The sequence below is a fragment of the Micromonospora sp. WMMA2032 genome (assembly GCF_002688545.1).
Lineage (GTDB): Bacteria > Actinomycetota > Actinomycetes > Mycobacteriales > Micromonosporaceae > Micromonospora > Micromonospora sediminicola.
The window spans coordinates 5,440,244-5,463,146 of record NZ_CP024052.1 but is presented as its reverse complement, the minus strand read 5'-3'; the positions used below and the strand labels follow the sequence as shown (position 1 = coordinate 5,463,146).

Genomic DNA, 22,903 nt, shown 5'->3' with positions numbered 1-22,903 from the left:
AGACACGGTGACCATCTTGCGTATCTCGTGGGGTTACTGCCACAACCGTTCGGACGAAAGTTACGCAGGAGAAACAGTTGATCACCTAATCGATACACTGAGTCACGAGCCAGTGATCCCAGGTGATTCCGGTCCACTCCGGACAGTGCTGTCCGTCACCGTTCCGTCACACCAGCACGCACGTCGGACTCGCCACCGGAACCGGCTCACCGACCCGCTCCGGCACGCCGCTGCCCGGGTCCACCCGGAAGACGCCGATCAGGTCGGCCCGCTCGTCGGCGACGTAGAGGTGCTCCCCGGCCAGGGCGAAGTGCCGGGGCCACCCACCGTCGGTGTCGACCTCGGCCACCAGCTCCGGCGCGGCGCCGTCCAGCGCGAAGACGGAGACCGTGCCCACGCCGCGGTTGCCCACGTAGAGGAAGCGGCCGTCCGGTCCGACGGCCACCTCCGAGGGCTGCACGTGCCCGGTCCGGCCGCTGGCGTCGACCCGGACCCGCTGGTGCAACCCCTCCGCCGTCAGGTCGTACGCGGTCACCGTGGCGTCCAGCTCACCGACCAGCCAGGCCCGGCGGCCGTCCGGGTGCCGGGCCAGGTGCCGGGGGCCGGTGCCGGCCGGCGTCCGCAACCGGGGCGCCCGGGGCACCAGCCGCCCGGAGGCGACGTCGAGGTCGTACCGGTAGACCGAGTCGGTGCCCAGGTCGACGGCGAGCAGGGGCCCGTCCCCCGGGTCGGGCGAGACCATGTGGCAGTGGGCCTTCTCCTGCCGCTCCGGGTCGGCGCCGTGCCCCTCGTGCCGGACCAGGTCGGTGCGCTCCCCCGGCACGCCCTCGGCGTCCACCGGGAACACCGCCACACTGCCGCCGCCGTAGTTGGCCACGAAGACGTGCCGGCCGTCCGGCGCCACCGCGAGGTGGCACGGCTCGCCACCGCCGGTCGGGAGGACGCCCAGCGGCGCGAGGTCGCCGTCCGGCGCCACCCGGAAGGCGCTCAGCCGCCCCTCGGACAACTCGTTGACCGCGTAGAGCACCGGAAGCACCGGATGCCGGACGAGGAACGACGGCGACGGGGTGACCGCCGCCGTGCCGAGCGGGGTCAGCGCCCCGGTCGCCGGGTCCCGCCGCGCCGCGACGATCCCCTCCGCCCGTCCCCCCGCCTCCGCCGTGTAGCCGCCGATGTGGACGACCTCGCCCGTGCCGGTCACCGCTCCCACCTTCCGCCGATCCTGCCGCGATCCCACCAGAGGCTTCCCGGAGAACCGCCCGGTCACTCGTGATTCGCGGACCGGATCCAGGACGGGGCGGCGCTCAGCCCACCGGCACCGGCTCGCCGCGCTGCCGCGCGACGTGCTCGACCAGCGAGATCAGCACCAGCTTGCCGGACTGCCGGTCCCGGGCGTCGCAGAGCACCAGCGGAACGTCCGGATCGAGGTCCAGGGCGTCCCGCACCGCCTCCAGCCCGAACCGCCGGGAGCCCTCGAAGCAGTTCACCCCCACCACGAAGGGCACGCCCCGCTGCTCGAAGTAGTCGATCGAGGGAAAGCAGTCGGCCAGCCGGCGGGTGTCGGCGAGCACCACCGCGCCCAGCGCCCCGAAGGCCAGCTCGTCCCAGAGGAACCAGAACCGGTCCTGCCCCGGGGTGCCGAACAGATAGACCTGGAGGTCGTCGTTGATGGTGATCCGGCCGAAGTCCATGGCCACGGTGGTGGTGGACTTCTGCTCCACCCCGGAGACGTCGTCGGTGCCGAGACCCGCCCCGGTCAGCACCTCCTCGGTCTGCAGCGGCCGCACCTCGCTCAACGCGCTGACCAGCGTCGTCTTGCCGGCGCCGAAGCCGCCGGCGATGAGGATCTTCAGGGCCAGCGGCAACCGCGACGCGGCCGGCTCCCGGTCAAAGCGCACGGAGTCCACTGACCACCGCCTTGAGGATGTTGTCGTCGGGCAGGTACGCGGTGGCCGGGGGACGGTGCACCGCGACGAACCCGTGGGCGAGGAGGTCGCCGAGCAGCACCCGGACCACGCCGACGGCGAGGTCCAGGTCGGCGGCGAGATCGGCGACGGCCTTCGGCCGCCGGGCCAGCTCGACCAGGCGGCGGTGCTCCGGCTGGAGACCGGGCGCGCCGGCCGGCTCGGCCGCCGGCGTGGTCAGCACGAAGGCCAGCAGGTCGAAGCCGTCGACCGGGGGGCGCACCCGCCCACCGGTGAGCGTGTACGGGCGGACCACCGGGCCCGCGTCGGCGTCCAGCCACTCGTGCTGGGGGCCCGGGGACTCAGCGCGCATCGGTCGGCTCCCCCACGGCCCGGGCCGGTGCGGCCAGATTCTCCCCGACGCGGATCACCAGCATCGCCATCTCGTACGCCACCAGGCCGATGTCGGCGTCGGCGTCGCTGGCCACGGCGAGGCAGGCGCCCTGCCCGGCGGCCGTGACGAACAGGTACGCCGACTCCATCTCCACCACCGTCTGGCGGACCGCGCCGCCGCCCAGGTGCCGGGTGGCCCCCTTGGCCAGGCCGGAGAAGCCGGACGCCAGCGCGCAGAGGTGCTCCGCGTCGGCGCGGTCCTGGTCGGCGGAGGCGCCGAGCAGCAGCCCGTCCGCGGAGAGGACCACCGCCTGGCGGGCGGCGGGGACCCGTTCCACCAGGTCGTCGAGCAGCCAGTCGAGATCGGCGTTCTGCCGCGTCGTGTGCACCACTAGGCGTCCCTCTCAGTCGCGGTTCGATGGTCCGGCGCCGGCGAAGAGGGCTCCGCCGCCGGCTCCGGCGCGGTGGACGGCGTACCGGTCTCGGCCGGCTCGGCGGCGGACGCGTCCCGCAGCCGGGTGGCGGACGGGCCGCCGGTGGCGCGGGAGCCGTCCCGACGCCCCCGGGCGGTGCCCGCCTGCAACGCGGACATGGCCCGGCGGGCCTCCTCCGGCGTCCGGTGGGCCGGCACGTCGGCGACGGCCGCCCGGGGACGCGCCGTCGGCCCGCGTCGGCGCACCCGGCGGGGCAGCCCGTCGCCGTCGGCCGGCGGTTCCACGGTCGACGCGCGGGCCGTCGGCAACGGCACCACGGTCGGCTCGGATCGGTCCCGGTTCGGCCGGCCCGGCCGCCCCCGCGGCACCGTGGTCAGCCGGGTCACCTTCGCCATCCGCCGCCGCTCCGGCCCGGCCGGCGTGGCGTCCGCGCCGACCGGCGGCTCGTCGGTGATCAGATCGGAGGGGACGAGCACCGAGGCGGTCGTGCCGGCCGGCCCGGCCGGTCGCAGCTCCACCCGGACCCCGTGCCGGGCGGCCAGCCGGGCCACCACGAACAGGCCCAGCCGGGCGCTGTCGGCCGGGTCGAACTCCGGTGGCGCGGCCAGTTTGCGGTTGGCCGCCGCCAGCGCCGGCGGTGACATGCCCAGGCCCCGGTCGGTGATCTCGATGGCGTAACCGCCCGGGACGGTCCGGCCGGTGACGTCCACCCGGGTGCCGGGCGGGGAGAACGCGGTGGCGTTCTCGATCAGCTCGGCGAGCAGGTGGATCACGTCACCGACGGCCCGGCCGAGGACCCCGGCGGACTGCACCTCGCCCACGTCGACCCGGTCGTACGCCTCGACCTCGGAGATCGCCCCGCGCATCACGTCCACCGCGGCGACCGGGCGGCGCCAGCCGCGTCCGGGCGCGGCGCCGGCGAGGATGACCAGGTCCTCGGCGTGCCGGCGCAGCCGGGTGGCCAGGTGGTCGACCTGGAACAGCCCGGCCAGCTCGTCCGGGTCCTCGGTGCGGCGCTCCAGCCGGTCCAGCAGCGCCAACTGCCGGTGCACCAGGCCCTGGCTGCGGCGGGCCAGGTTGAGGATGACCTCGTTGAACCCGCGGCGCAGGGTGACCTCGTCCACCGCGGCCCGCACCGCGGTCCGCCGCACCTCGTTGAAGGCGCGCGCCACCTGGCCGATCTCGTCGCCGCCGTGGTCGAGTTCGGGGGCCTCCCGGTCGACGTCGACCTCCTCGCCCCGGCGCAGTCGGGCGACCACGTCGGGCAGCCGCCGCTCGGCCATGTCGGTCGCGGCGCCCCGCACGCCGGTCAGCCGGTGCGCCAGCGACCGGCCGACCCGCAGCACCACCAGGACGCAGACCACGACGGCCACCAGGCCCAGCACCCCGGCGGCGGCCAGCTGGACCAGGATGCGCACGGCCATCGGCACCGACCGTTCGGCCAGGCTGTCCGCACCGCGCAGCTCGAAGTCCCGCAGTCCCTGCCAGACCTCGGTGTGGCTGCTCTCCCAGGCCCGGACGTCGAACCGGGCGGGCAGCTCGGCGGAGCGGATCAGGGTGTCCTGCAGGGCGCGCAGCCGGAGGAAGCCCGGGCCCTCGGTCAGCCGCTGGTAGCCGGCGCGCTCGTCGGGCGGCAGGTCGGCGACCGCGTTCTCGGCCAGGAAGCGCTGGTTCTCGACGGTGCGCACGAGCTGCTCGTGCTCGCCCTCGGCGTACCGGCCGGCCGTGACCGCGCCGGCGAGCAGCGCGTCGGCCTGGCCCAGCAGCTCGCGGGAGCGGCCCAGCGCGGTGAGCGCCGACGCCTCCCGGTTGAGCTGCACGTCGGGCAGCGCGGCCATGGCGGAGAACGCCTGGAAGGCGGAACCGACCATCCCGCTGTAGAGGCCGACGGCGCCGGCCCGGTCCACCTTGCGGTCGTCGATGAAGGCCCGCCCCGCGGGCAGCGCCTCCAGCGCCGAGCCCAGCTGGTCGAGCCGGGCGTCGAGCTGGTCGTCGGCCGCGTCGCGCAGGTCCTCGCCGTCGAGCCGGCGGCGCAGCTCGGCCACCGCCCGGTCGGTGCGGGCCCGCTGCTCGCCCAGCTCCGGCAGGGCGGCGTCACCGGCGAGCTGGACCACCGAGAGCCGCCGTTCCCGTTGCAGCTCGGCGACCACGGTCTCGCCCGGGCGGCCGAGGTCGTAGAGGAGGGTACGCGCGGCGAGCAGGTCGAGGGCGGGGCCGAAGGTGAGCGTGGTGGCGAAGATCCACAGCGCCAGCAGCCCGGTCACCGGGCCGATGACCAGCGCGGTCAGCTTGGCGCGGATCGGCCAGTCGCGGGTGTTCAATCAGACCTCGCCCGGGAAGGTGTCGCTGGGTGGCGCCGGCAGCGGCCGCCAGATCGCCGGCCACGACGCCGGGCCCCGACCCGGACGCCTTGGGCAGGATACGTAATCCCGGACGGATGCACTACCGGCCGTCTCGCCGCTCACTACGGTCCGGAACGGTCACGCCGGACACCGATGGACTCCGGCCGCGGGCCGTTAGGGCGTCGCCGAACCGCCGGCTCCCGCGGACCGCGGCGGAAAGTGCTCCGGAACGGGATTGGCGATCACCCGCAGGAGGGAATACCTGCGGGCGAAGGAGGAGCCATGTCGCCCACCCAGGTAGTCGTCATAGTCATCGTCGTCGCCGTCATCGCCGCGCTGGTCGCGCTCGCCGTGGTCGCCAACCGCCGGCGGGCCCTCAAGCAGCGCTTCGGCCCGGAGTACGACCGGGCCGTCGCCGAGCAGGACAGCCGGGGCGCCGCCGAGCGTGAGCTGCGCGAGCGCGAGCGCCGGCACGCCGAGCTGGAGCTGACCCCGCTGAGCCCGGAGTCCCGGGCCCGGTACGCCGCCGCCTGGGAGGACCTCCAGGTGCGCTTCGTCGACTCGCCGGCGGAGACCGTCGGCGACGCCGACGAACTGGTCGGCCGCCTGATCGCCGAGCGCGGATACCCCACCGGGGACTTCTCGGACCAGATCGCCCACCTCTCCGTCGAGCACGCCCGCACCCTGACCCACTACCGCGACGCCCACGAGATCCGGCAGCGCAACGAGCGCGGCGAGGCCGGCACCGAGGACCTCCGGCAGGCGCTGGTGCACTACCGGGCCCTCTTCGCCGACCTGCTCGGCGAGGACCCGGTCGGCCAGCAGCCGCCGGAGCAGCGCCACCCCGACCACGAGCACGACGCCACGAGCCGCTGAGGAGGCCGCCGCCATGCGCCAGGAAGAGCAGCAGGTCACACAGGACCACCCCGAGGCCGTACGGTCCGCGCCGGTGCCGGTCCCCCCGCCGGGTGACCACACCGACGCCGACCGGCCGGGGGCCGACCGCGCGGACCGGGCCGACGTGCCCGAGGACGCGCTCGACGACCGGGGCACCTTCGACGACCCGGCCGTGACCGACCGGCGGGACGCGGACCTCGACGAGACCCGCGGGTACGACGCCGGGGAGCTGCGGGACGCGGCCGACCGGACGGACGACACCGACACCACGCGCGACGACGACGGCCGGCCGGAGTTCCACGAGCCGGCGCCGCTGCCGACCACGTTCGGGGCGGCCTCGGTGGGCGACGCGGTGGCCGCGTCGGCGCTGGCGAGCGGCCGGCCGCAGGACGAGCGGGACGCGCGCGACGAGGACACCGCCGTTCCGGGTGACGGCGCGCCGGGCCGCACCGAGCCGCTGGACGACGAGCGGGCCGACCCGACCGCCGGGGACCGGCTGCACGACCGGGACCGCTGGGAGGCGGAGCACTCCGACGCCGGCCCGGGCGCCGACGCGGTCCGCGACGACCGGTCCACCGACGGGGTGGTCCGGGACGGCGCGCCGGCGGACGGCGCGGTCGGGTACGGCAGCGCCGAGCCCGGTCTGGTCGACCCGGACAGCGAGCCGGTGCCCGCGGACGCGGACGGCGGGCGGCACCACACCGTCGACCCGGACACCGCCACGGCGGCGGGCGCGGCGGCGGTCGGCGCGGCCGGCTCGGGCGCGGCGCTGGCCGGCGCGGACCGGCCCACGCCGGGCGCGGTGCCGGCGGACGCGGCGACGCTGTTCGCCCCGGAGGCCGCGCAGGGCTTCCGGGACCGCTGGCGCGACGTCCAGCTGCGCTTCGTGGACGACCCGCGCGCCGCGGTCGGCGAGGCCGAGTCACTGGTCGAGGAGGCGATCGAGGCGCTGGCCACGGCGTTGCGGGAGCAGCGCACCCGGCTCGGCGCCTGGCAGGAGTCCGGCTCGACCGACACCGAGCAGCTCCGGGTGGCCGTGCGCGGCTACCGCGACTTCCTGGACCGCGTGCTGGGCCGCTGAGGCCCTGACCTGCCCCGGAGCCCCGGCCGCCGACGGCCGGGGCTCCGTCGTGCCCGACGGACCACGCAGGAGGCATGAAATTTCGCAATCGGGGTACCTGCCGGCGCAGCACGCACCCACACGAGGGGAGCAACGGGCATGGGCAGCGGCCTACGGTTGAACATGAACGCCCTGGACTACCTGATCCTGGCGCTCTACTTCGTCACGGTGCTGGGGGTCGGCTTCGCCGCCCGCCGCGCCATCAAGACCAGCGTGGACTTCTTCCTGTCCGGGCGGTCGTTGCCCGCCTGGGTCACCGGCCTGGCGTTCGTCTCGGCGAACCTGGGCGCGCTGGAGATCATCGGCATGGCCGCCAACGGCGCCCAGTACGGCATCATGACGGTCCACTACTACTGGATCGGCGCCGTGCCGGCGATGGTCTTCCTCGGCATCGTGATGATGCCCTTCTACTACGGCTCGAAGGTCCGCAGCGTCCCGGAGTACCTGCGGCTGCGCTTCAACCGCCCCACCCACCTGCTCAACGCGATCAGCTTCGCGGTCGCCCAGGTGCTGATCGCGGGCGTGAACCTCTACGCGTTGGCGCTGATCATGCAGGCGCTGCTGGGTTGGCCGCTCTGGGTCGCGATCGTGGTCGGCGCGGTGATCGTGCTGGCGTACATCACTGTCGGCGGCCTCTCCGGCGCGATCTACAACGAGGTGCTCCAGTTCTTCGTGATCATCGCCGGCCTGGTGCCGATCACGGTGATCGGCCTGGTCAAGGTCGGCGGCGTGAACGGGCTGATGGACGCGGTACGGGAGTCCAAGCTCGGAGAGGCCGGCCTGCACGCCTGGCAGGGCACCGGCAGCACCGACAACCCCCTCGGCGCGCACTGGCTGGGCATCGTCTTCGGCCTCGGTTTCGTGCTCTCCTTCGGCTACTGGACCACCAACTTCGCCGAGGTGCAGCGCGCGCTGTCGGCGCGCAACATGAGCGCCGCCCGGCGTACCCCGATCATCGCGGCGTACCCGAAGCTGCTCATCCCGGTGGTCACCGTGATCCCCGGCCTGATCGCCCTGATCACGGTCAAGGGACTGGGCGCCGACCAGGGCGACCTGGTCTACAACAACGCCATCCCGCTGCTCATGCGCGACCTGCTGCCCAACGGCGTGCTCGGCATCGCGGTCACCGGCCTGGTGGCCTCGTTCATGGCCGGCATGGCGGCCAACGTCAGCGGCTTCAACACCGTCTTCACGTACGACATCTGGCAGGCGTACTTCCGACGGGACCGGCCGGACGGGTACTACGTGAAGGTGGGCCGGATCGCCACCGTCGTGGCCGTGGTGGTCGGCATCGGCACCGCGTTCATCGCGGCCGGCTTCAGCAACATCATGAACTACATCCAGGCGCTCTTCTCGGTCTTCAACGCCCCGCTCTTCGGCACGTTCATCATCGGCATGTTCTGGCGGCGGATGAGCGCGCTGGCCGGCTTCTGGTCGCTGCTGTCCGGCACGGTGGTGGCGATCGCCACCTACGTGCTCTACAAGACCGGCGTGATCAGCTTCAACTCGGACCTGGAGGAGAGCTTCTGGGGCGCGGGCCTGGCCTTCGTGACCGTCGCGGTGGTGGCCGCGATCGTCACGCCGCTGACCCGGCCGAAGACCGACAGCGAGCTGACCGGGCTGGTGTACGGCCGCAGCGACACCACGCTGGCCGACGACTCGCTGGCCGGCGACGCGGCCTGGTACCGCTCGCCGGTGCTGCTCGGCGTCGTCGCCGTGATCCTGGCCGCCCTCTTCTACATCCCGGTCTTCTGAGGAAGGGACCCACGCCATGGCAGACAACGAGGACCGCCACTACCAGGGCGGCGAGGCCCACGACCCGCTGGTCGACGAGACCGAGGACGCCCGGGAGGCGCGTTCGGCGGCGGCCCGGCTGTTCGACATCCGCCGGGTGATCGGCGGGCTGTTCGTCGTGTACGGCCTGATCGTCGGGCTGATGGGACTCTTCGACTCCTCGGCCGAGATCGACAAGGCGCAGGGCGTCCGGATCAACCTGTGGGCCGGCGCGGTGATGCTGGTCTTCGGGCTGCTCATGCTGCTGTGGCAGCGGCTGAGCCCGACCGAGGCGCCGGAGCCCGGGCCGGACGAGTCCTGATCCGGCGGGCTGTCGGGCCCGGTCGGCATGGCCGGGCCCGCACGGGGTACGCCGGGGATCACGCAGTGGGACAGGAGGGCAGCAGCATGACCGATCGTGACCGCGGTGGCGAGCGGCCGCTGGAGGAGACCCCCGAGGTGGCGGCGGCGGTGGACGACGACAGCACGGTGCCGCAGCTGCGTACCGGCGGCACCGACCCGGACAACCCGACCTTCACCGAGCCGGACGGCGCGGTGGCCGACACCGGCGCGCCGGACATCATCGGCGACCCCTACGCGGCCGGCACCGGTGCGACCGGCACCGGCACGGGCGCCGGCGGGGACAACATCCGCACCGGCGCGGAGCAGCCGTGGGAACCGGAGGACCTGGTGCGGGCCCGGGGTCAGGACATGACCCCGGAGAACCTGGAGCGGGCCCGCCACGACCTGGCCGAGCTGGGCCGGGCGGCGATCGAGCGTACGGTCCCCTGACCCCGGACGGCCGGGGGCCCCTGGCCGACGTGGGCGTCGACCAGGGGCCCGGGGAACCCGCGCGGCGGTGCCTCACTCCCGCCGCCGCGGGTGGTCCGGCGTGACTCAGAGCGCCGGGTAGGCGTTCTGCATCAGCTGCGCGAACTGGGCCGGGAACCACGCGCCGGAGATCGGCGCGTCCGGCAGGGCGCCGGAGAGGTTGTTCCCGTTGCGGGCGTTGCCGGTGTACGTCGGGTCGCACATCCGGTCGAAGCCCTTGCCCTCGTTGTTCGGGATCTCCTTGCTGGAGCCGTCCGACTCACCCGGGGGCTTCACCCACACGTAGGCGTCGATGCCCGGCTCCGGGTTGGCCTTCGGCCGCTCGCCGAGGCCCGCGCCGGCCTGGTTGCACCAGTTGCCGGTGTGGTAGCGGCGGTCGACCCGACCCCCGTCGACGTACGCGTCCACGCTGGTCAGCGGGCCAGGGCCGGTCGGGCGCGCCGAGCCGCCCCAGCCGTTGCGGGAGGTGTCGATCAGCATGCCGATGTTGCTGTCGAAGCCGACCGAGACCAGCTTCTGCCGGAACGCCTGGGCGAACGACAGCTCGTCGACGTACTGGTTCCAGTCGATCCACTTGGACTGCCGCACGGTCTGGCCGTTCACCGAGTCGGTGACCTTGACGTACGGCTCCTTGAGCGCCGAGTAGTTGGCGGTGTTGACGATGAAGCCGTGCACGTTGCGCACCGTGCTGCCGGACGCGACGGCGGCGGCCTTGAGCTGGTCGGCGACCGGGCCGAAGTTGCTGTCCCAGCCGATCCAGCCGTGGTGCGCTGCGTCGATGTAGTTGTAGACGTTGCCGATCGCGCCGAGCTTCGCCAGCGCGTAGCCGACGCCGTTGACGTAGGCGCCGTTGGCCTTGACCGTGTCGCACATCGCGGTGCCGCCCGGGTTGCCCGAGGTGTTGGTCACCAGGTTGGGCAGCGAGTCGATCTCGATGATGTTGACGATGCGCAGGTTCTTGTACTTCGCGTCGCCCTGGATCGCGGCGATCGGGTCGATGTACTCGGACTTGTAGCGCGGCAGCTCGTCCGGGCCCAGCTCGCCGTTGGAGGCCAGCGCGGAGCAGTCCCGGCCGGGCAGGTTGTAGATGACGAACTGGATGTAGCCGGCGCCCTGGGCGAGCGCGGCGTCCAGGTGGTCACGGACCCCCATCGCGCCGTTGGAGCTGCTACCGGTGGTGCCGTTGATGGCGGCGATCCGGTCGAGCCAGACCGCGGTCGGGTTGTTCGACACCCGGTTGCCACCGGCGACCGACTCGGCCTTGGCCTTCCACTCCGGGTTCACGTACCCCTTCACCCCGGCGTACGGGTTGTCGACCTTCTGCCCCGGCGGGGTCGTGGTCGGCGGGGTCGTGGTGGGCGGGGTGGTGGTCGGCGGCGTCGTGGTGGGCGGCGTCGTCGTCGGCGGGGTGGTGGTCGGCGGGGTCGTGGTGGGCGGCGTGCCGCCGTTGCAGACCGTGCCGTTCAGGGTGAACTGGGTCGGCTTCGGGTTGCTGCCGCTCCACGCGCCGTTGAAGCCAATGCTGGTGCTGGCGCCGGTGGCCAGCGAACCGTTGTAGGACTCGTTCTGCGCGGTGACGTTCTGGCCGGTCTGCGACCACTTCGCCGACCAGCCCTGCTGCACGCGCTGCGAGCTGTTCGGGAAGGTGAAGCCGAGGTTCCAGGAACTGACCGGGTCACCGAGGTTCTTGATGACCACGGTGGCGGTGAAGCCACCGGGCCAGTCGCTGGTGGTGTAGTCCACGCTGCACTGGGTGGCGGCCTGAGCCGCGGTGACCGGGAGGGTCACCAGCCCGCCGGCCACGAGGACGCCGGCGCCGGTGAGCGCGAGCGTCCGGCTTCGGCCGGACAGCCTTCTCCACAGATTCATGCCACTGATCTCCTTGGGCGAGACCGGATCCGCGTACGGCCCGGCGGAATGGCGGCGGCGGTCGTCCTGCGGGAACGGCCGTGCGCGCCACGGGTTTCTTCGGGGGACGCCCGACCCGGACGGGCGTGAGGTGGTGGTGGTGCCGACCGGTCCGCAGGACCGGCCGATGGGAGCCCGACGTCGCCCGGTGAGACCGGTTGCCCTCGACGCCTCAGCTCGCGGTGTGGCTCCCCGAACCGCGTGCAGCGATTCTTGCATGGGAGCGCTTCCATGGCAATGCCTCGATACGCCTCCCCGACCCTACCCCCGACCTCCCGCCCCACGCGGGCTCGCGCGGCTAGCGCGGCGAGATCTTGGTACGACACGGCCCCCAGAGGGGCCTCGCCGTACCAAGATCTCCAGCTTGTCCGCAATGCGGAACGACCGTCCCAGCGAGCAGGACGCAGGGGGTGGTTGGAGTAGCAGAGCGAACGGGGCAGCAGGGCGGGGTGGGCCCGAACGCACGCACATCGGATCTCAGGCGGCTTAGCACCAGGATCGGCACATCATCGGCAAACTCCTAAAAACGAATCTTTCCCCGAATAAGTCGCGAAAAGGTCTAACGTCGGCGGTAGCTCGACTGACGTCGGGCTCAGGACGAACAGGGATGGAGTGACGCTGGTCATGGCTAAGAAGATGCTCGGGAAGGTCGTCGCGGGTGCCGCTCTGGGCGGCGCGGGCCTTCTCGTGTTCACCCCGGGGATGGCCTACGCGGGCGGACACGACGAGGGGAAGGTCATCGCCAAGCCGCACGTGGTCAAGGCGGGTGACACCGTCGAACTGCTCGAGATCTGCTCCGAGCCCCAGGAGCACGCCTCCGTCTGGTCGAAGGTGACCGGCAAGGTCGACCTCCACCCGGCCCGTGACGGCGAGCACGGCGACTGGTCGGACAAGGGTGGTGACTGGTCCGACAAGGGCGGCGACTGGTCCGACGGGGGCTGGGACGCCGACCAGGGCCCCGACGGCAAGGACGGGCACGGTCGCGACGACCACGGCAAGGGCCCCGAGGGCAAGGACGACCACGGCAGGGACGAGCAGGGCAAGGACGACCACGGCAAGGGCGAGCAGGGCAAGGGCGAGCAGGGCAAGGACGAGCACGGCCCGGGTGGCAACGGCATGCCGCAGCCGCCGGCCGACGTGCCGCAGCCGGGCGGCCAGCCCGGTGGCATGGGCGGCGGTGTGGCCGCCGACCACGGCGACCAGGCCGACTGGAAGGGCCACGAGGAGTACGGCCAGGACGCCGAACCGGGCTGGGAGAAGGAACAGCCGGGCCGGAACGCCGCCGACTGGGCGATGGACGAGCACGGCAAGGACGGCAAGGACGGCCACGGCCGGGACGCCAAGGACGAGCACGGCGCCTGGCAGGACGGCAAGGACGACTACGCCAAGGACGAGCACAGCGCCTGGCAGGACGGCAAGGACGAGCACGGCAAGGACGAGCACGGCAAGGACGACTACGCCAAGGACGACCACGGCAAGGACTGGCAGTCCGGCGGCGAGTACGGCCGCGGCGGGGACGAGTACGGCCGCGGGGGCGACGAGGCCGGCTGGGAGCACGGGAAGGACTTCGTCTACTACGGCGAGGCCACCGTCTCCGAGCACGCCCGCCCGGGCCGCTACGAGCTCAGGGGCTCCTGCGGCGAGGGCGAGCTGGTGGTCCTGCCCCGCGGCGGGGTCGACGGCGGTGACGGCGGGATGGCCACCACCGGCGTGGACCGCGGTCTCGCCACCGGTGGCGCGGGCATGATCGGCGCCGCGGCGCTGGGCGGCCTGGTGCTGCTGCGCCGGCGGCGGGCCGGTGGCCTGGTCTGACCGGACGACGACCCGGGCCGGCGGCCGTCACGGGAGACCGTGGCGTGCCGCCGGCGCGGCCGTCGTCGTCCTGCTCGCCATGGTGGGCGCGGGGCTGATCGGCGCGTCCGTACGGACCGTCCCAGCACCCACCCCGCCGCAACCGATCGCGCAGGCCGGGCCGGTCGCCACCGACCCGGCCCCGGACGTCGACCTCGACCCGACAGCGGAGGAGACGTCCTCCCCCGACGTGCCGGTCACGCCGCCCGACGCCGCCGTCGGCTCCCCCACCCCGGCGGTCGCCACCCCGCCGGCACCGGCCGTCTCCGGCACACCGGCCGTTCCGGGTTCACCGGCCGCGCCGGTCGCTGCGCCGGTCGCGCTGCCCCGGTCGGCGCCGACCACCATCTCGATCCCCCGGATCGGGGTGCGGGCCGAGATCATGACGCTCGGCACCAACCCGGACGGCACGGTCCAGGTGCCCCCGTTGGACCAGGCGATGAAGGCCGGCTGGTACTCCCCCGGCGCCAGTCCCGGCGAGGTCGGCAACGCCGTGGTCGTCGGGCACGTCGACTCCGCCCAGCTCGGCCCGGCGGTCTTCTTCAACCTGGGCGCGCTGGTGCCGGGCGACGCCATCGCCGTCGTCCGGCAGGACGGCTCGACCGCCACGTTCACCGTGGACGAGGTCCGGTCGTACCCGAAGACCGCGTTCCCGGCGGAGCAGGTCTACGGCCCGTCCGACGTGCCCGGCCTGCGGGTGGTCACCTGCGGCGGGGTGTTCGACCGGACCGCCGGCAGCTACCTGAACAACATCGTCGTCTACGCCCGGATGACCGCGTAGCCGCGAACGGCCGTGGCCCGGCGGTCGGTTCCCCGACCACCGGGCCACGCGCGGACGGAAGCGGTCAGGCCGCCGCCGAGGTCCGGACCAGGGTACGGATCTGACGCAGCAGCACGGACAGCGCGGACAGGTCGGCGCGGGACTCGTCGAACTCCCCCATCGCCCGGTGGGCCCGGTGGATCGAGGTCGCGTTCGCCTGCTCCCACTCCTGCACCCGTTCCGCCGGCGGGAGGCTGTCCGGGGTGGACCCGAGCACCTCCGCGGTGAGCGCGGCCAACGCGGCGTACAGGTCGTAGCGCAGCGCCATCCGGGCCAGGGTCTGCCACCGGTCCTCCCGGGGCAGCAGGGAGATCTTCGACAGCAGGGCGTCCACCCGGAACCGGTCGCTGAGCACGAAGTAGACCGAGGCCACCTCGCTCACGTCCCGCCCGGTCGTCTGCGCGGTCTCGACGATGTCGAGCAGGCCGAAGCTGTACATCAGGCGGGTCGCCTGCTCGGCCAGGTCACGCGGTAGCCCCTTGCCGACCAGCGACTCGATGTGCGCCGCGATCGCCTCGCGCTCGGTGCCCCAGAACAGGTGCTCCAGGTCCGGCAGGAGCCGGGTCACCCCGTCGCGCAACCGGGCGATCTCCGCCGGCACGTCGATCGGTGAGCGCCGGTTGGTCACCAGCCAGCGCACCGCGCGGTCGAGCAGCCGCCGGGTGTCCAGGTAGACGGCGGTCTGCAGCTCGGGCGAGACCTTGTTGTCCAGGGCCTCGACCGCGTTCCACAGCTCGCCCAGCCCGAACACCTCGCGGACCACCACGTACGCCCGCAGCACGTCGGCCGCGGAGGCCGCCGTCTCCTCGACCACCCGGAAGACGAACGAGATGCCGCCCCGGTTGATCGCCTCGTTGACCAGGACCGTGGTGACGATGTCCCGACGCAGCCGGTGCCGGCCCATCCGGTCGGCGAAGCGCTGCCGCAGCGGGGTCGGGAAGTAGTTGACCAGGACGTCGGTCGTCCACTCCTCGTCCGCCAGTCCCTCGCCGACGATCTCGCGCTCCAGCACGATCTTCACGTACGCGAGCAGCACCGCGAACTCCGGCGCGGTCAGCCCGTTCTCGGCGCGGACCGCCAGTTCCTCGTCCGGCGGCAGCGCCTCCAACGCCCGGTCCAGCGCACCGGAGCGCTCCAGCTCGTTGATCATGCGCCGGTGCACCGGGAGCAGCGAGGCGGCCTGCGCCTGGGCGTTGTTGACGGCCCGGGCCTGGTCGTAGTTGTCCCGCAGCACCAGCTCGGCGACCTCGTCGGTCATCTGGGCCAGCAGCTCGTCGCGCTCCGGCCGGTCCAGCTCACCGTCGGCGACCGCCGTGTTGAGCAGGATCTTGATGTTCACCTCGTGGTCGGAGCAGTCCACCCCGGCCGCGTTGTCGATGAAGTCGGTGTAGATGCGGCCACCGCCGGAGGCGTACTCGATCCGGCCCTGCTGGGTGAAGCCCAGGTTGCCGCCCTCGCCGACCACCCGGCAGCGCAGGGCGCGGCCGTCCACCCGGATGGCGTCGTTGGACTTGTCCCCGACCTCGGCGTTGGTCTGTGTCGACGCCTTGACGTAGGTGCCGATGCCGCCGTTCCAGAACAGGTCCACCGGCGCGGTGACGATCGCCTTCATCAGCTCCTGCGGGCTGAGCTGCGTGACGTCGTCGTCGAGGCCGAGCACCGCGCGCACCTGCGGCGTGATCGGCACCGACTTCGCGGTACGCGGGTAGATGCCGCCGCCGGCCGAGATCAGCTCGGCGTCGTAGTCCTCCCACGACGACCGGGGCAGGTCGAACAACCGCTTGCGCTCGTCCCAGGAGCGGGCCGCGTCCGGGTCCGGGTCCAGGAAGATGTGCCGGTGGTCGAAGGCGGCGAGCAGCCGGATGTGCTTCGACAGCAGCATGCCGTTGCCGAACACGTCGCCGGACATGTCGCCGACGCCGACCACGGTGAAGTCCTGGGTCTGGGTGTCGTGGCCCAGCTCGCGGAAGTGCCGCTTCACCGACTCCCAGGCGCCCCGGGCGGTGATGCCCATCTTCTTGTGGTCGTAGCCGGCCGAGCCGCCGGAGGCGAACGCGTCGCCCAGCCAGAAGTTGTGCGCGGTGGAGATCTCGTTGGCGATGTCGGAGAACGTGGCCGTGCCCTTGTCCGCCGCCACCACGAGGTAGGGGTCGTCGCCGTCGTGCCGGACCACGTCGACCGGCGGCACGATCTCGCCGCTGACGATGTTGTCCGTGACGTCGAGCAGCGCGGAGATGAACTCCTTGTAGCAGACCACCGCCTCGTCCCGGTCGCCCGGCTTCTGCTTGAGCACGAAGCCGCCCTTGGCGCCCACCGGCACGATCACCGCGTTCTTGACCATCTGCGCCTTGACCAGGCCGAGCACCTCGGTGCGGAAGTCCTCGCGCCGGTCGGACCAGCGCAGGCCGCCCCGGGCCACCGGCCCGAACCGCAGGTGCACGCCCTCGAACCGGGGCGAGTAGACGAAGATCTCGAACTTGGGCCGGGGCGCCGGCAGGTCCGGGATCGCCTGCGGGTCCAGCTTGAACGCCACGTACGCCTTCGGCCGCCCGCCCACCGGCTTCTGGTAGAAGCTGGTGCGCAGCGTGGCCTGCATCAGCGTCAGGTAGGCGCGCAGGATCCGGTCCTGGTCCAGGCTGGCCACCTCGTCCAGCGCCTCGCCGATCGCCTCGACCAGCTCGCCGCTGCGCTGCCGGCGCTCGTCCAGCGTGGTCGCGCCGGGCGCGAACCGGGTCTCGAACAGCTCCACCAGCAGCCCGGCGATCCGCGGGTACGCGATGAACGTCTGCTCCATGTACTCCTGGGAGAACACGGTGCCGGCCTGCCGCAGGTACTTCGCGTACGCCCGCAGCACGACCACCTGCCGCCAGGTGAGCCCGGCCCGCAGCACCAGCTCGTTGAAGCCGTCCACCTCGGCCTCGCCCCGCCACGCGGCGGCGAACGCGTTCTCCACGTGCGGCCGTACCTCGGCCAGGTCCTGGTGCCGCTCGGGCAGCTCCAGACCGAAGTCGTAGAGCCAGATCCGGCCGTCGACGCGCTCCACCTCGTACGGGTGCTCGTCGACCACCTTCACGCCGAGCGAGTGCAGCACCGGCAGCACGGCGGAGAGCATCATCGGCTCGCCGTACCGGTAGACCTTGAACCGCACGTCCATGGCCTCGTCGGCCTCGGCGGCGCGACCGGCGGCGTACGGGCGCGGCGCCAGCTGCTTGCGGAACAGGTGCATCTCCAGCTGGCCGGGCTCCTCCAGCAGCTCCAGCTTGGCCAGGTCCTTCATCGCCTCGTACGGCGTGTGCCCGTCCTTGTAGCCCTCCGGGAACGCGTCGGCGTACCGGCTGAACAGGTGCTTGGCCTGCTCGTCGCCGAGCTTGCGCTCCAGCACCAGCCGGTAGTCGTCGTCCCAGAGCCGGGTGGCGTCCGCCAGCTCCTCGGCCAGCAGGTCGGCGTCGATCTCACCGGGCGGGTTGTTCGGGTCGGTGCGGACGATGAAGTGCACCCGGGCCAGCATCGACTCGGTCACCCGGGTGGTGTAGTCGACGCCGACGCCGTTCAGCTCGCGCAGCAGGATGTCCTGCATGCGCAACCGGTTCTGCGTGGTGAACCGGTCCCGCGGCAGGTAGATCAGGCAGGAGATGAACCGCCCGTACGCGTCGCGGCGCAGGAAGACCCGCAGCTGCCGGCGGCCGGCCATCCGCAGCACGCCGATCACCGCGTGGTAGAGGTCGTCGGTCTTGATCTGGAACAGCTCGTCGCGCGGGTAGGTCTCCAGGATCTGGAGCAGGTCCTTGCCGGAGTGGCTGCGCAGGCTCAGGCCCGAGCGGTCCAGCACCTCGGCGACCTTGCGGCGCACCACCGGCAGTTCCTGCACGCTGGTCCGGTACGCGGCGGTGGAGAACAGACCGAGGAACCGACGCTCCCCGACCACCTCGCCGGCCTCGTTGAAGATCTTGAAGCCGATGTAGTCCAGGTAGGCCGACCGGTGCACGGTGGCCCGCGAGTTGGCCTTGGTGATGATGAGCAGGCGCTTCTCCAGCACCTTCTCGTGCGCCTCGGGCGTCATCGAGTTGAGCGACCGGGCCTCCGGCGAGTCCGAGCGCAGGATGCCCAGCCCGGTGCCGAGGACGGCTTCGAGGGCCTGCCCGCCGCCGCCCGTCCCGTCCGTGTCGACCAGCCGGTACTCCCGGTAGCCGAGGAACGTGAAGTGGTCGTGGGCGAGCCACCGCAGCAGCTCCACCGAGTCGGTGATGTCCTTCTCCGGCACCGGCGGCCGGTTGTCCGACGTCCGGGCGGCGGCCAGCTCGTCGGCGAGCGCCAGCGCCCGCTGCCGCATCTTGGGCCAGTCCTCGACGGCCTCCCGCACGTCGGTCAGCACCCGCTGCAACTCGCGGCGCAGCGCCTCCCGCTCGGCCGGGTCGCGGACCGGGTCGATCTCGATCCGCATCCAGCTCTCGACCAGGTCACCGGCGATCGCGTCGTCCGGCTCCACGTCGGCGGAGACCTCGGTGAGCCGGCCCAGCGGCTCGCGCCGGACCACGACCAGCGGGTGCACCAGCAGGTGCACGTCGAGGTGACGGGAGTTCAGCAGCGCGGTGACCGAGTCGACCAGGAACGGCATGTCGTCGGTGACGATCTCGACGACCGTGTGGTGCTGCTCGGCGTCCGGCTCGTGGATGCGCAGCTTCAGCTCGCCCGGCACCCGCTGCTGGGCCAGGTCCCGGTGGGCCCGGGCCGCCTCCAGCATCTCCTCGGCGGTGAAGCCGATCAACTCCTCGTCCGGCGCGAACCGCCAGAACCGGTCCACCAGGGTGGCCGCGTCGTGGTCGTCGCCGGCCAGCGCCACCGCCTGGGCGACCAGGCGCTCCGCGTTGGGTACGGGCTCGTCCAGCTCGGCGTCCTCGGACTCGTCGGCCAGTGCCTGCGCGGGCAGACCCAGGTCGTAGAGGGTGTCGATGCTGGAACCGGTCATCCCGGTCACTCCTGTGTCGAGACGGCCGTAACCGTCCCCGTCGGTCGCCGAATCGAAGCTGTCATCGTCCCGGCTGGTGTCAGCCTGCCGGAGGTCGGGTCCCGGTTTGATCGCCGGACGCCGGTCCATCGGTGCCACTCCCCTCGACCCACCGCGTTGTGGGTCACTCTGCCGCCCAGCCTAGGCCCTGCCGCTGTGTGCCTTCGTCGGCGGACCACCGGCCGGACGTCCGGATCGGGACTCTGTCCTTTCACCCGTTGCGGGTTCGTGGTCGGCCGGTCGCGGAGTACCCCGACTGGCGATGTTCATCACACTGCCACGCGCCGCGTGTCACCCCGGCGGACGAGGCGGCGGGACGGTGGGGAGCCGCGGGTCGTACTAGCGTGCAGGGCAGTTGAGCACCGGAGGGACCGCTTCATGCCCGTGTCGTACCCCGTCCGCCCCCGCCGTCACACCCGTCACCGCCTGGTCGCGACGGCGACCGCCGTCCTGATGGCGGCCGGTGCGGTGACCGCCTGCTCCGGCGAGGACGGGCCGGAGCAGGCCGTCGACGCGTTCCTGACCGGCTGGCGCTCCGGTGACCTGCAACCGGTCGGCTTCGTCGAGCCGACCGGCGCGCGGGTGCCGGCCGCCGAGGTGACGAAACGACTCAAGACGCTCTCCGGCGAGCTGGCCGCCGACCCACCGGCCCTGGAGCGCACCGGCGAGATCACCACCAAGGGCGACATCGCGACCGCCCGGGTCCGGCTGACCTGGCCGCTGCCCGGTGGCGTCCGCTGGTCCTACGACAACCCGCTGCGCCTCAAGCGCGGCGGCGACGACCGGTGGCAGGTGATCTGGGAGCCGGCCGTGGTGCACGAGAAGCTGGAGGAGGGCGACCGCCTCGCCCTGCGCCGGGAGGCGGCGCAACGGGCCGGCGTGCTGGACGCCGCCGGTCAGCCGATCGTCACGCCGCGCCCGGTGGTCCGGGTGCAGATCGCCCCCGGCGAGGTCACCGACGTGCCGGGCCTGGTGCGCCGGCTGGACGCCGCGTTCAAGGCGGTGCGGCCCGCGCTCACCCCGCCGGTCGACCTGAGCGACCTGCCCAAACGCCTCAAGGAGGCGGACCGGGACGCGCAGGTCGAGGTGGTGACCCTCCGCGAGGAGGCCTACCGGCAGATCAAGCCCCGGATCTACGAGCTGCCCGGCACCCGGTTCCCCACCGACAAGCTGATGCTCGCCCCGACCCGGGAGTTCGCCCGGGCGCTGCTCGGCTCGGTCGACCCGGCCCAGGCCGACGACCTCCAGGCCCACCCCGACCGGTACGCCCGCGGCGACCTGGTCGGCCACGGCGGCCTGCAGGGCCGGTACGACGAGCGCCTGCGCGGCGTCCCCGGGATCACCGTGATCACCGAGCGGCTCACCCCGGAGGGCGCCACCGAACCGACCGGCGCCGAACTGTTCCGCAGCGACCCGAAGGCCGGGCAGCCGGTGAGGACCACGCTCGACGTCGCCACCCAGAACGCCGCCGACGCCGCGTTGCGCGGCCAGACCCGGCGCTCGGCGCTGGTCGCCGTGCGGATCAGCGACGGCGCCGTGCTGGCCGCCGCGAACGGGCCCGGCGCGGCCGGCGAGAACCTCGCCTTCACCGCCCAGGTGCCGCCCGGCTCGACGTTTAAGATGGTCAGCGCGCTCGGCCTGCTCGACCGGGGCGCGGTGACCCCGCAGACGACGGTGGACTGCCCGAAGACCTCCGAGGTCGACGGCCGGATCTTCAAGAACTCCGACAACTTCGAGCTGGGCCCGGTGCCCTTCGCCACCGACTTCGCCAAGTCCTGCAACACCGCCTTCACCGCGCTCGCGCCGAAGCTCGGCCCGGACGGGCTCGCGCAGGCGGGCCGTACGCTCGGCCTGGAGGCCGGCTGGGACCTCGGCGCGGACGTGTTCACCGGCAAGGTCTCCGCGAACGGTGGGCCCACCGAGCAGGCCGCCGCCGCGATCGGCCAGGGCACCACCGTGGTGAGTCCGCTGGCGATGGCCGGCGCCACCGCGGCGGTGGCGCGGGGCCGCTGGGAGCAGCCGAAGCTGCTGCTGGACCCGGCGCCGGCGAAGCCCGCACCGGCCGGGCCGGCGCTCAAGCCGGAGTCCGTCGCGGCGCTGAAGACGATGATGCGCGGCGTGGTCACGTCCGGCACCGGCACGGCGCTGGCGAAGGTGCCCGGCGAGCCGGTGCACGGCAAGACCGGCACCGCCGAGTACGACAACAACCCGGCGCACACCCACGCGTGGTTCGTCGGCTGGCAGGGCGACGTGGCGTTCGCCGTCTTCGTCGAGCAGGGCGGGTCGAGCACGACGAGCGCGGTGCCGATCGCCGAGCGCTTCCTGCGCGGCCTCGCCCGCTGAGCAGCGCGCCGGCGTCCTCAGGTGACGTCGATGCCCGGCCGGTCCACGGCCGGTTCGTCGTCCTCGACGGGCGGACGCCGGAGGCGGCCCGGCCCCAACGGGTCGTCACCGACGGGCTCACCCGGCGGACGGTCGTCGACGTCGTCCGGCCCGTCGCCGTCGGCGGTGGGAACCGGGCCGATCGGCTCCACGGCCACGGCGGGGGCCGGTACGGCAACGGGGGCGGACAGCCGGTCCCGCTCCGGCCGGCCGTTGCCCGCCCGGGGCGCCGGCGCCGGCGGGGTGGCCGGCAGCAGCCGGGGCGGTACCGCGCCCGGCGCCACCACCGGGGCGAGCCCGGCCACCACCGTGTTCACGATCTCCGCCGCGTACGCGCCGTCCGGGTCGTAGTCGGGGTCGAAGACGGTCAGCTCGACGCCGAGGCAGTGCGGGGTGTCGACCAGCCCGGCGAGCAGGATCTCCAGCTCGGCGAAGGCGATCCCGCCGGGGTCGGGCGCGTCCACGGCCGGCATCACGGCCGGGTCGAGCACGTCCACGTCGATGTGCACCCAGTAGCCGGCGCAGTCGACGAGCTGCTCGTGCGCCCACTGGGCGGTCCGGGCCGCGCCCTCGGCGCGCAGCGCCGGCACCGGACGGGTGGTGATGCCGGCGGCCTGGAGGTCGAGGCGGTACTCGTCCTGCGCGCGGATGCCGAGCACCACCACGTCGATGTCGCGGAAGTAGGGGCGTCGCCCCTCGATGGCGGCCAGGTCGGGCTGCCCCCGCCCGGTGACCAGCGCCAGGTCCTCCCCGGCGGCGGCGCCCACGTAGGAGGCGTTGCCGGGGTGCCGGAAGTCGGAGTGGCCGTCGACGAAGACCAGCCCGATCCGTCCGCCGACCGCCTCACCGAGCCGGTGCATGGCCAGCGCCGAGCCGAGCAGCACCGAGCAGTCCCCGCCGAGCACCAGCGGGAACTCGCCGCGGTCGATGATCGCGCCGATCCGGTCGGCCAACGCCACGGAGTATCCGGAGATCTCCGGCGCGTGGCAGACGCCGTCGCCGGGCCGCCAGTCACCGGGGTCGTAGCGGGGCGGGGTCAGGCAGCCGGCGTCCCGGGCCCGCAGCCGAGCGAGCAGCCCGTGGTCGCGCAACGCCCCGGGGGCCTTGCCGCAGCCCGGGACGGAGCTGGGCGTGGGTGGCCGCAGGCCGAGGTTGGTCGGCGCGTCGAGGACGGCGATCCGGCGCATCATGGGCTCCCGTCCTCGGTGGTCGGGCGGGCCGGCGGTGCGCCGGCCCGCACGTG

At 73.3% G+C, this 22,903-nt stretch carries 16 protein-coding genes; 8 read left to right on the top strand and 8 right to left on the bottom strand.

Annotation, left to right across the window (positions count from 1 at the left end; genetic code table 11):
- Nucleotides 1-166 precede the first annotated feature (166 nt).
- From CO540_RS25340 to CO540_RS25320, 5 genes are all read right to left on the bottom strand, one after another.
- Nucleotides 167-1,201, bottom strand: coding sequence for a lactonase family protein (locus CO540_RS25340; RefSeq protein ID WP_172967933.1), 1,035 nt, complete (start codon nucleotides 1,199-1,201; stop codon nucleotides 167-169).
- Nucleotides 1,202-1,304: 103 nt separating this feature from the next.
- The gene (locus CO540_RS25335; RefSeq protein WP_091571424.1) at nucleotides 1,305-1,907 is read right to left on the bottom strand and encodes an ATP/GTP-binding protein; all 603 of its coding nucleotides are present in this window, start codon (nucleotides 1,905-1,907) and stop codon (nucleotides 1,305-1,307) included.
- Nucleotides 1,888-2,277, bottom strand: coding sequence for a DUF742 domain-containing protein (locus tag CO540_RS25330; RefSeq protein WP_091571419.1), 390 nt, complete (start codon nucleotides 2,275-2,277; stop codon nucleotides 1,888-1,890). Before CO540_RS25330 ends, CO540_RS25335 begins: the two co-directional genes overlap by 20 nt.
- Complete coding sequence (locus tag CO540_RS25325; protein WP_091571415.1) at nucleotides 2,267-2,689, bottom strand: roadblock/LC7 domain-containing protein; 423 nt, start codon at nucleotides 2,687-2,689, stop codon at nucleotides 2,267-2,269. The genes CO540_RS25330 and CO540_RS25325 overlap by 11 nt, the downstream gene beginning before the upstream one ends.
- Complete coding sequence (locus CO540_RS25320) at nucleotides 2,689-5,052, bottom strand: nitrate- and nitrite sensing domain-containing protein (RefSeq protein ID WP_099163901.1); 2,364 nt, start codon at nucleotides 5,050-5,052, stop codon at nucleotides 2,689-2,691. Before CO540_RS25320 ends, CO540_RS25325 begins: the two co-directional genes overlap by 1 nt.
- A 303-nt stretch (nucleotides 5,053-5,355) precedes the next feature.
- Between CO540_RS25320 and CO540_RS25315 the strand changes: the two genes are divergently transcribed.
- The 5 genes from CO540_RS25315 to CO540_RS25295 all read left to right on the top strand — a co-directional run bounded on the left by CO540_RS25315 (nucleotide 5,356) and on the right by CO540_RS25295 (nucleotide 9,655).
- Nucleotides 5,356-5,949, top strand: coding sequence for a hypothetical protein (locus CO540_RS25315; protein WP_099163900.1), 594 nt, complete (start codon nucleotides 5,356-5,358; stop codon nucleotides 5,947-5,949).
- Between the two features lie 13 nt (nucleotides 5,950-5,962).
- Nucleotides 5,963-7,051, top strand: a complete 1,089-nt coding sequence (locus tag CO540_RS25310) for a hypothetical protein (protein WP_099163899.1) — start codon at nucleotides 5,963-5,965, stop codon at nucleotides 7,049-7,051.
- Nucleotides 7,052-7,189: 138 nt separating this feature from the next.
- Nucleotides 7,190-8,845 carry a sodium:solute symporter family protein gene (locus CO540_RS25305; protein ID WP_098747084.1) on the top strand — a complete coding sequence of 552 codons (1,656 nt, stop codon included), beginning with the start codon at nucleotides 7,190-7,192 and terminating at the stop codon, nucleotides 8,843-8,845.
- Between the two features lie 16 nt (nucleotides 8,846-8,861).
- Nucleotides 8,862-9,185: a hypothetical protein gene (locus tag CO540_RS25300; protein WP_091571396.1), complete on the top strand. Its 324-nt coding sequence runs from the start codon at nucleotides 8,862-8,864 to the stop codon at nucleotides 9,183-9,185.
- Between the two features lie 86 nt (nucleotides 9,186-9,271).
- The gene (locus CO540_RS25295; RefSeq protein WP_091571392.1) at nucleotides 9,272-9,655 is read left to right on the top strand and encodes a hypothetical protein; all 384 of its coding nucleotides are present in this window, start codon (nucleotides 9,272-9,274) and stop codon (nucleotides 9,653-9,655) included.
- A gap of 105 nt (nucleotides 9,656-9,760) precedes the next feature.
- Here CO540_RS25295 and CO540_RS25290 read toward each other — a convergent pair whose 3' ends face one another.
- Nucleotides 9,761-11,563, bottom strand: a complete 1,803-nt coding sequence (locus CO540_RS25290) for a glycoside hydrolase family 6 protein (RefSeq protein WP_099163898.1) — start codon at nucleotides 11,561-11,563, stop codon at nucleotides 9,761-9,763.
- A gap of 663 nt (nucleotides 11,564-12,226) precedes the next feature.
- Here CO540_RS25290 and CO540_RS25285 point away from each other — a divergent pair.
- Both CO540_RS25285 and CO540_RS25280 read left to right on the top strand, forming a co-directional pair.
- A complete protein-coding gene (locus CO540_RS25285; protein WP_099164932.1) occupies nucleotides 12,227-13,414 on the top strand; it encodes a hypothetical protein in 1,188 nt (395 codons plus the stop codon).
- On the top strand, nucleotides 13,401-14,234 hold the full coding sequence (locus CO540_RS25280) for a class F sortase (protein ID WP_253866182.1): 834 nt from the start codon (nucleotides 13,401-13,403) through the stop codon (nucleotides 14,232-14,234). The genes CO540_RS25285 and CO540_RS25280 overlap by 14 nt, the downstream gene beginning before the upstream one ends.
- Before the next feature lie 64 nt (nucleotides 14,235-14,298).
- On the opposite strand, the gene CO540_RS25275 is transcribed toward CO540_RS25280, so the two are convergent.
- Nucleotides 14,299-19,368 carry an NAD-glutamate dehydrogenase gene (locus CO540_RS25275; RefSeq protein WP_098747088.1) on the bottom strand — a complete coding sequence of 1,690 codons (5,070 nt, stop codon included), beginning with the start codon at nucleotides 19,366-19,368 and terminating at the stop codon, nucleotides 14,299-14,301.
- 288 nt (nucleotides 19,369-19,656) lie between these two features.
- Between CO540_RS25275 and CO540_RS25270 the strand changes: the two genes are divergently transcribed.
- Nucleotides 19,657-21,621 (top strand): penicillin-binding transpeptidase domain-containing protein, encoded by a 1,965-nt coding sequence (locus CO540_RS25270; RefSeq protein ID WP_099163897.1) that lies wholly within the window; start codon nucleotides 19,657-19,659, stop codon nucleotides 21,619-21,621.
- Nucleotides 21,622-21,638: 17 nt separating this feature from the next.
- On the opposite strand, the gene CO540_RS25265 is transcribed toward CO540_RS25270, so the two are convergent.
- The gene (locus CO540_RS25265; RefSeq protein WP_099163896.1) at nucleotides 21,639-22,850 is read right to left on the bottom strand and encodes an arginase family protein; all 1,212 of its coding nucleotides are present in this window, start codon (nucleotides 22,848-22,850) and stop codon (nucleotides 21,639-21,641) included.
- Nucleotides 22,851-22,903: the final 53 nt, after the last annotated feature.

Bases quoted from the DNA above. Each gene is read 5' to 3' on its own strand.
- CO540_RS25330 (WP_091571419.1), bottom strand. From the start codon at position 2,277: ATGCGCGCTGAGTCCCCGGGCCCCCAGCACGAGTGGCTGGACGCCGAC.
- CO540_RS25315 (WP_099163900.1), top strand. From the start codon at position 5,356: ATGTCGCCCACCCAGGTAGTCGTCATAGTCATCGTCGTCGCCGTCATC.
- CO540_RS25310 (WP_099163899.1), top strand. From the start codon at position 5,963: ATGCGCCAGGAAGAGCAGCAGGTCACACAGGACCACCCCGAGGCCGTA.
- CO540_RS25305 (WP_098747084.1), top strand. From the start codon at position 7,190: ATGGGCAGCGGCCTACGGTTGAACATGAACGCCCTGGACTACCTGATC.
- CO540_RS25300 (WP_091571396.1), top strand. From the start codon at position 8,862: ATGGCAGACAACGAGGACCGCCACTACCAGGGCGGCGAGGCCCACGAC.
- CO540_RS25295 (WP_091571392.1), top strand. From the start codon at position 9,272: ATGACCGATCGTGACCGCGGTGGCGAGCGGCCGCTGGAGGAGACCCCC.
- CO540_RS25290 (WP_099163898.1), bottom strand. From the start codon at position 11,563: ATGAATCTGTGGAGAAGGCTGTCCGGCCGAAGCCGGACGCTCGCGCTC.
- CO540_RS25285 (WP_099164932.1), top strand. From the start codon at position 12,227: ATGGCTAAGAAGATGCTCGGGAAGGTCGTCGCGGGTGCCGCTCTGGGC.
- CO540_RS25275 (WP_098747088.1), bottom strand. From the start codon at position 19,368: ATGGACCGGCGTCCGGCGATCAAACCGGGACCCGACCTCCGGCAGGCT.
- CO540_RS25270 (WP_099163897.1), top strand. From the start codon at position 19,657: ATGCCCGTGTCGTACCCCGTCCGCCCCCGCCGTCACACCCGTCACCGC.
- CO540_RS25265 (WP_099163896.1), bottom strand. From the start codon at position 22,850: ATGATGCGCCGGATCGCCGTCCTCGACGCGCCGACCAACCTCGGCCTG.